Here is an 8320-nt window from a genome sequence, read left to right as displayed (position 1 = left end):
ATATATTATGTGAACGATTCACCACATATGGGTGGGGCATACACCACAATCTCTGCTGATGTGGCCGCCCGGTGGCATCGACTATTGGGCGACGATGTGATGTTTCTTACAGGTACAGATGAACATGGTCTAAAACTTCAACGTGCGGCACAAGAACAAGAGATGTCACCACAAGAATTAGTAGATTTTTATTCTAAGCGTTATATAGAAACTTGGTCTGATTTAAATATTTCGAATGACGACTTTGTCCGTACGACTGAACCCAGACATAAAGTTGCGGTGCAAGCACTTCTGCAAAAAGTTTATGACAATGGCTTTATTGAACTGAATACTTATGAAGGTTTATATTGTGTTGCTTGTGAGGCATATTATACAGAAGATGATTTGATTGATGGTCTGTGTAAATTTCATAACAAGCCAGTAGAAACTGTAAAAGAAGAAAACTATTTTTTCAAGTTAAGTGCTTTTCAAGATCGTCTAGCTAAATATTATGAAGAGAACCCACAAGCAATAGAACCACTATCTCGAAGAAATGAAGTTTTGAGTTTTATAAATTCCGGTCTGCGGGATTTTTCTATTTCTAGATCTTCTCTATCTTGGGGTATTCCAATTCCTTGGGATCAAAAACATGTTACTTATGTTTGGTTCGATGCTTTAACAAACTATATAACTGCACTTGAATACCCAAATATTGATTCTGATTTATATAAAAAGTTTTGGCCAGGTGTACATTTTGTGGGTAAAGATATTTTGAGATTTCATGCTGTTTATTGGCCTGCAATGATGATGGCTGCCGAACTGGAACCACCTAAGCAAGTTTTTGCACATGGTTTCTTAACTGTCGGTGGCGAAAAAATGAGTAAGTCTAAAGCTAACCAAATAGTTCCATCTGATTTAACACCTACATTTGGTGTCGATGGGTATCGTTACCACTTTGTAGCCGATCAACGTTTCGGTGGTGATGGAGATTTTAGCTATGAGCAAATGGTAGCTAGGTATAATTCTGATTTAGCAAATAATTTTGGAAACCTTACAGCACGTGTTTTAAATATGGCCATTAAATATTGTGATGGACTATCAACTGATAAACGTGCAAATGGACCATTAAAAAATGCAATAGCTCAGACCTTTGAGAAGTGTGAAACATTAATGGGTGAATTTAATTTTTCGGAGTTTCATAAAACTATATGGGAATTAATCGGTGCATGCAATTCATATATTGAACAAACTGAACCATTTAAGATGGCCAAGGAAGATATGGCTGGTGCTCAAGCAGTTTTAGGTGATTGTCTAGAAGCGCTTCGTGCAATATGTTTGTTTGCCTATCCAGCAATGCCTGCTACTTGTGAAGAATTATGGCGTCGCTTAGGTTTAAACATAGACACACCTATAGATAAAGTCCAGCTACCTCGTGATTTAGAATGGGGTTCGATGCCGGCTGGTTTGCCTTTAGAAAAAGGTGAGTCTCTTTTCCCGAGGATTGTAGCTGATGAAAGCTAAAAATTGCGTTGTACTCCACGGTCGTCCTGGCGAAGATGAATACTATGACCTAAATCAACCCTCTGCTAGTAACGCTCACTGGTTGGGGTGGTTGCAAAATTCACTATTAGTAAATGATATTCACTGCTCGACTCCTGAAGTACCATTTGCATTTGAACCACAATACGAGCTTTGGAAAAAAGAATTTGAACGTTATGATATTGGAAAAGACACAATTTTGGTAGGGCATTCAACCGGCGCTGGTTTCATTGTACGTTGGTTGAGCCAAAACAAAGATGTTGAAGTATACAAAGTAATTTTGGTTGGACCATACGTTGACCCCTTTCATGAAATCAAAGAAGATTTTTTTGATTTTGAATATGACCGCAAGTTGGCACAGCAAACAAAATGTGGAATCACAATTTTTCATTCGGACGATGATCAAGAATCGGTACAAGTAAGTGCCAAAAAGCTTTTGGAAGAAATAGACGATATCAAATATGTAGAATTCAAAAACTACGGTCATTTTTGTTTTGAAGATATGAAAACTATAGAGTTTCCAGAACTATTAAAGGAATGTTTAGAAAATGACTGAATTCTTATTTGATACACATTGTCATTTTGATACAATCGATGATGCGCGTGAACAATTAACTCGTGCTTACACAAACGGTGTTCGTGCTCTAAATGTAATTGGTTGTGATCTAGCAACTTCAACACTTGCAATAGATATAGTCAAAATGGTGCAAGACGAACGAGAAACTTTAAAACTAGATGACATAGATATAATGGCAACTATTGGCCTACATCCCCATGAGGCAAAATTCTTCACTGAACAAAATCAGGCATTAGTGAAATTATTAGATGATAATAAAGAACTAGTCTGCGCTATAGGTGAAGCAGGATATGATTTTTATTATGGTCACTCATCAAAAGAAGATCAAGAAATAGCTTTTAAATTTCAACTTGATTTAGCAAGAGAATACGATTTAGCTTTAGTTATACATACTCGAGATGCATGGGAAGAAACATTCAGTATGTTAGACGATAATGCTTGGCCCGATAAAACTGTTTTTCATTGTTTTTCTGGTGGGCCAGAACAAGCTTTGAGATGTATTGAATCTGGAGCTGTGATATCGATATCTGGAATCTCTACTTTTAAAAATGCACAAGATATTCGAGATGCTATTAGTGCTGTGTCTATAGATAATTTACTAAGCGAAACAGACGCCCCATGGCTAGCACCAGTTCCTTATCGAGGTAAATTAAATGAGCCTTCATATGTTGAGAATGTTGTTGCGCAGATTTGTAAAACCAGATTTGAAACACATAATGAGTCAGAAATAGAAGTTAAAAAATATTTGTACAAAAACGCTTTGCGCATTTTTAGAAAGTAGAAAACTCATAATATGGATTATGGTATTAAAAATAAAGTAGCTTTAATTTCTGGAGGAACTAGCGGTATTGGTTTCAGTGCTACTCAAGCATTATTAAATGAAGGTGTTAATGTAGTTGTCTTTTCAAGAAGTAAAGAAAATATAGATAGAGCAAAAAAACAATTCATAGTTGGTGATTCAAAATTATTAATTCTTCAAGGTGACCTTTCAAATTCAGATTCGCTTGAAAAAATAATAAAAACTGTCAACGATGAACTTGGCACTATAGATATTTTTGTTGCTAGCTCTGGCGGTCCTTCATTCGGTGAAGCCCAAAGTCTGACTGAAGATGATTTCAATCTTGCCTTACAATCAAATTTTGTTTCAATTGCTACTCTGACAAATAAGCTATTACCATCAATGAAAGCACAAAAATGGGGCCGTATAGTTTTCGTAACAACAAGTGGAGTGATCCAACCTGTTAAGAACCTCGCATTATCTAATGTGGCTAGATCGGCATTGGTGAGTTTTGCAAAAACTCTCTCATCTGAAATCGCATCAGAAGGCATTACTGTTAATTCTGTAATACCTGGCATGATAGAGACCACTAGGCTTAAACAAGTTATTGCTAAGAGGGCCAAAACGAATGGAATAATACTTAATGAGCAACTTGAAAATGAATATAGTGAGATACCAGCCAAACGATTTGGAACACCCCAAGAGATTGCAAACCTCATTGTATTTCTTTGCTCGCAAGGTGCTTCTTACGTTACGGGTTCAAGAATTGCAGCTGATGGTGGATATATAAAGTCACAATAGTCGCCACTCACAGTAGCTGAAGTTTAATGCTAAAAGGTACAAATAAATAGCACTATTAGGTATATTTAAGACATTCATTCTCTATAACTGGCTTGAAGCGCAAACTTTAACTAGCTTGGTAACTTCATGAATTCGTCACCCGCAAGGTTACAAGCACCAGAACCACAAACCTGGATCCCAATCGATTTATTAGAATCTCTTCCCGATTTAGAAGAATTGCTAAATGAAAATAACTTAGTTGACTCTGGCCAAACACGAGCTGTTCGTGCCGATGAATTCGGTAGACCAACCGTATTGTCCCGAGCAGACTTACTTCCCCAAATCGACGATGAAATTAATATAGAGATATCGAGAGAAGCAGATAGACACCACAGCTACAGGAAACGTAAATCTGAAATCAGGTCTCTAAAGCTGCATCGTAAAGTAAAAATTCAGAGGGCGATGTTTGGTTTCTTAGTCCTATCAGTTATTACAATAGCTACTCTTACTTGGGGTAAAACTTCTTTTGGGTCCGAAGATTCAAAAAAGGTACAACCTAGGAATCTGGTATCGACCGTGATTAATCCAATTAGTGTCCCAGTTGTAATCGAAGGTAAAAGATCACAAATCTTTACGACAGCAACAAATCTCAAGTCATTCATAGTAGATAACGAATTACAAGATTACGTGAGTATCGACAACAATTTCTCCAGGAATGAATTTTCAACTCGCAGATCGATACGAGCCCTTGAATTTAGAAAATTAAAATCAGTTACTGTAATTGTCGATGGTGTTTCAATCCCTATTGATACAACATCATTAACAGTGGATGAAGCATTACGAGCAAAGAATATCAGTTTTGATGCTGATGATTTAGTGACTCCAGCTATAGGTACTCAATTAACATCAGATATAACAATAAATATTGTACGTATTACAAGTACAAACAGAACCGAAGATGGTATTGTACCGTTTCAAACAATAAATCAAAATGATAGTTCAATATATGTTGGTCAATCTAAAGTCATTCAAGCGGGCCAAAATGGTAGCGAAACAATATCTTATATACAAACATTGCAAGATGGAAATGTTGTAAATGAGTCAGTAGCATCTAGAGTTATCACGAAATCTCCTGTTTCTAAAATTGTTGCTATAGGTACGAAAAAGAAAACAGTCAGCCAAAAAAGTGCTTCAAGTATTGGGTCAACCCAAACAGGTAAAGCTACATTTTACTCACACATACCTGGAACATGTGCTCATAAAACTTTGCCTATGGGTACTATTGTTACAGTAACCAACTTGGCTAATGGAAAGTCAACCACATGTCGTGTCGCAGATCGTGGTCCATATGGTGAAGGTCGAATTATAGATTTAGAAAAAGGAGTTTTTTCTAATATTGCTTCGCTATCGACTGGTATTATTAACGTAAAAATATCTCATTGATCAATGTCAGAAGAAACTCAAATTTCTAAAATCGGTATTACGCCAAATACTATCAAACAATTAAAAGAAGATTTTGGATTGAAGGCTTCAAAGGCATTGGGTCAAAATTTTCTAATAGATCAGAATTATTGCAATAAAATAGCAACATTGATTCCCGAAAATGCAAGTGTCATAGAAGTTGGCCCTGGTGTTGGTTCTTTAACACTTGCTTTGGCGAAACATGGTCATTCTGTTTTGGCATTTGAATTTGATGAATATATATTAGAACCATTAAATTATATTTTAGAAAAATTTGATATGAAATCATTAGTAGATGTAGTTCATAAAGACATAATGCAAGTCGACTTAGACCAAAGCTTAAAAGATATAAATTCGAATATAATAGTCGGAAATCTGCCATACAATATTTCTGCGACTTTACTTATGAACATTGCACAAAATACTAAAGAAGCAAATCTAGTTATTGCAATGGTGCAAAAAGAAGTAGGGGAAAGATTTTCTTCTCCGTTAAAATCACGCGGTGTATCTGGCGTGACATTGAAGTCACGATTTTTTATGGATTGTGAAATATGTTTTGATGTGCCAAGAAATGTATTTATACCCGCACCTAATGTCGATTCTTGTGTTATAAAATTAACTAGAAAGTTAGATCCTTTTAGTAAAATTGCTGAAACAGATGTTATAGACTTTTTTAAATTAATTGATTCTGGATTTTCAATGAGAAGAAAAATGTTAAGGCAATCACTTAAGCCTATTTTGGGTGACTCAATAGGTAAAATTTTAGAATCTAGTGGAGTAGATCCTACATTGCGTGCAGAACAATGTGATTTAGATGACTTCACATCAATTTATAAAGAAATGAAAAGTCGGGCTACATAGTGGAATATACAGAACATGGCTTGGCCAAACTCAACCTTACATTAAGAGTATTAGATATAAGAGAAGATGGTTATAACAATATAAAAGCACTAACACTTTTTTGTAGAGATATTTATGATGTTTTAACTCTAACAAATATAAAAGATTTAGAAAAAGATGTATTAACTATAGGTGTAAATTCAACTGTAGAAAAAAATCTTGATGTAGGTAACAACAATTTGATATTAAAGGCTACTGAAATCTTTAAAAGGAATTTAGTAGATGAAATAGATATGGAATCAAATAATTCTAAAAACTTCAAAATTGTGGTAGAAAAACATATACCCTCAGGTGCTGGTCTTGGTGGAGGTTCAGCTGATGGAGCTGCCATCCTTAGAGAGCTAAATAAGATTTACGAATCTCGATTTACTATTGATGAACTATTAGATCTTGCAATGCTATTAGGCAGTGATGTGGGTGCGTGTCTATACTCTCAAGCATTGTGGATGACACAAAGAGGTGGAACTATTGAATTGATTCAAAATGAGGATAATTCTTTAGATTTTCTATCTGGCTATAAAACATTAATCATTACCCCCGATATCTTTTGTCCTACACCTGAGATATACCAGCATTATGATTTAATAGGTAGACCAACACATGAGGGAATTGAAGTTCCACAAGATTTTTTAATGTTAACCGATAATTTTCATAACGATCTTGAAATATCAGCATTAGATAAATATGATGACTTAAAAGAGTTTAAAAATCATATTGAAAAGATAACAAACGAGAAATTCCTATTAGCAGGGTCAGGTTCTTCTATTTTTTGTATCCTTGATGTAGAAAAGGCTGAATCAAGCTATGAGAAGCTATTGATCCAACTTGAAAATGAGCTCATACATGAAAAAATACGCCAACTCGCAGTTAGTGCGATTTGTTAGCGTATTTTAAAAAATATAGCGCGAAATAAATAGTATTAAAACTATTTACCTTGCTGGCGTCGCTGCCAACGAGTTTTCTTAAGAAGTTTCTTATGTTTCTTCTTACGCATTCTTTTGCGTCGTTTTTTAATTAGTGAACCCATGAAGTCATCTAATCTAATCGCCAGAGAGTAATAAGTGCCAACTCAGCGCAAATTGTTCCTAGAAAATTATTGAGCAATAAATTACTAAATATACAACAGTTTTTAATTATGTGAAATATTGCTTCTAAATAGGCTAAGATTTCTACCATTCGGTGGTGGTGTAATCGGCAACACGACAGGTTTTGATCCTGTTATTCAAGGTTCGAGTCCTTGCCGCCGAGCGTGACATCTAATAATATTGCTGCAATAGTACCGTGTGCCGGTCTTGGCACTCGCATGAAATCTTCAAAACCTAAATTTTTACATAGTGTTTGCGGTTTCTCGATTATATCTCACATTGTTTACGCTCTCATTAATACGTGTTCAGAAATTGTTTTGGTAGTTGGCAATGGTGCCGATCTTGTCAAAGCTGAAATTAAAGAACAGTATTCTAACCATCCGAATTACAAAAATATTAAGTTTGCTCTCCAAGAAGAACTGCTTGGATCTGGTGATGCTGTGCGAGTTGGGCTAACTCAAGTTTCACAAAGTGTTGAGTCGGTATTTATTATTCCAGGTGATGTTCCGCTTATTGACGATGAATTTGTCGGCAATGTTATTGAGTATTTCAATAACGAAAAAGCAGATGTTTTATTGGCAACCGCACTTTTAGAAAATCCATTTGGCTATGGCCGTATTGTTCGCGACGATAACGAAAATATTATCAAGATCGTTGAAGAAAAAGATTGTACAGATGAGCAACGCAAAATTTCTGAATCGAATATGTATCCGTTCGTTGTGGAGAAAAACTTTTTACTTGGAGCTTTGCCACAGCTAAATGCTGACAATGCTCAAAAAGAAATATATTTGACCGACATTGTACAAATCGCAGCAGGTGAATCCAAAAAAGTAGTTTCTTACCTGCTTGAGGACTATAGCTACGTCTTAGGTATTAACGACAGAAAACAATTGGCGCATGTAGAAAAACTTTTGCGTAAACGCATCAATATCTATCACATGTTAAACGGTGTGACTCTTGAAGACCCAGATAATACATATATAGATATTCTGGTGAACATCGAAAAAGATGTAACTATTGGTGCAGGAAGTAAAATTAAAGGACGAACAACTATTGGTTCGGGTTGCGTGATTTTAGATTCAGTAATAGTCGATTCTGTTCTGGAGGAAAATGTGAGTGTGGGCCCGAAATCGTATTTACGACCAGGGACAGTACTTCACGATAATGTTCATATTGGTACATCAGTTGAAATAAAAAAGTCTGAAATTGGTAAGGGAACAA

9 protein-coding genes and 1 tRNA gene are annotated in these 8320 nt (G+C 35.6%); 9 read left to right on the top strand and 1 reads right to left on the bottom strand.

Features of this window, described 5'->3' with window-relative positions; translation table 11 throughout:
* The 7 genes from metG to ispE form a co-directional block, all read left to right on the top strand.
* Nucleotides 1-1500 (top strand): methionine--tRNA ligase (metG, locus tag KBF89_08340; GenBank protein MBP9116329.1); only part of this gene is annotated, 1500 nt, incomplete at its 5' end.
* Complete coding sequence (locus KBF89_08335) at nt 1490-2074, top strand: alpha/beta hydrolase (GenBank protein ID MBP9116328.1); 585 nt, start codon at nt 1490-1492, stop codon at nt 2072-2074. The genes metG and KBF89_08335, both read left to right, overlap by 11 nt.
* A complete protein-coding gene (locus KBF89_08330) occupies nt 2067-2876 on the top strand; it encodes a TatD family hydrolase (GenBank protein ID MBP9116327.1) in 810 nt (269 codons plus the stop codon). Before KBF89_08335 ends, KBF89_08330 begins: the two co-directional genes overlap by 8 nt.
* 12 nt (nt 2877-2888) lie before the next feature.
* Nucleotides 2889-3674 carry an SDR family oxidoreductase gene (locus tag KBF89_08325; GenBank protein ID MBP9116326.1) on the top strand — a complete coding sequence of 262 codons (786 nt, stop codon included), beginning with the start codon at nt 2889-2891 and terminating at the stop codon, nt 3672-3674.
* Between the two features lie 126 nt (nt 3675-3800).
* Nucleotides 3801-5096, top strand: a complete 1296-nt coding sequence (locus tag KBF89_08320) for a G5 domain-containing protein (GenBank protein MBP9116325.1) — start codon at nt 3801-3803, stop codon at nt 5094-5096.
* A 3-nt stretch (nt 5097-5099) separates the two neighbouring features.
* Complete coding sequence (gene rsmA, locus KBF89_08315; protein ID MBP9116324.1) at nt 5100-5975, top strand: ribosomal RNA small subunit methyltransferase A; 876 nt, start codon at nt 5100-5102, stop codon at nt 5973-5975.
* Entirely contained in the window at nt 5975-6898 is a 924-nt protein-coding gene (gene ispE, locus KBF89_08310) for a 4-(cytidine 5'-diphospho)-2-C-methyl-D-erythritol kinase (protein ID MBP9116323.1), read from the top strand. Before rsmA ends, ispE begins: the two co-directional genes overlap by 1 nt.
* 41 nt (nt 6899-6939) lie before the next feature.
* Here ispE and KBF89_08305 read toward each other — a convergent pair whose 3' ends face one another.
* The gene (locus tag KBF89_08305) at nt 6940-7041 is read right to left on the bottom strand and encodes an AURKAIP1/COX24 domain-containing protein (GenBank protein ID MBP9116322.1); all 102 of its coding nucleotides are present in this window, start codon (nt 7039-7041) and stop codon (nt 6940-6942) included.
* 149 nt (nt 7042-7190) lie between these two features.
* Here KBF89_08305 and KBF89_08300 point away from each other — a divergent pair.
* Nucleotides 7191-7262: transfer RNA gene (locus tag KBF89_08300), tRNA-Gln, on the top strand.
* Between the two features lies 1 nt (nt 7263).
* The coding region (locus tag KBF89_08295; GenBank protein ID MBP9116321.1) for an NTP transferase domain-containing protein at nt 7264-8320 on the top strand (1057 nt) is incomplete at its 3' end.

This window comes from Acidimicrobiia bacterium (genome assembly GCA_018057765.1).
Classification (GTDB): Bacteria; Actinomycetota; Acidimicrobiia; order IMCC26256; family JAGPDB01; genus JAGPDB01.
This window is presented reverse-complemented; position numbering and strand designations above follow the sequence as displayed.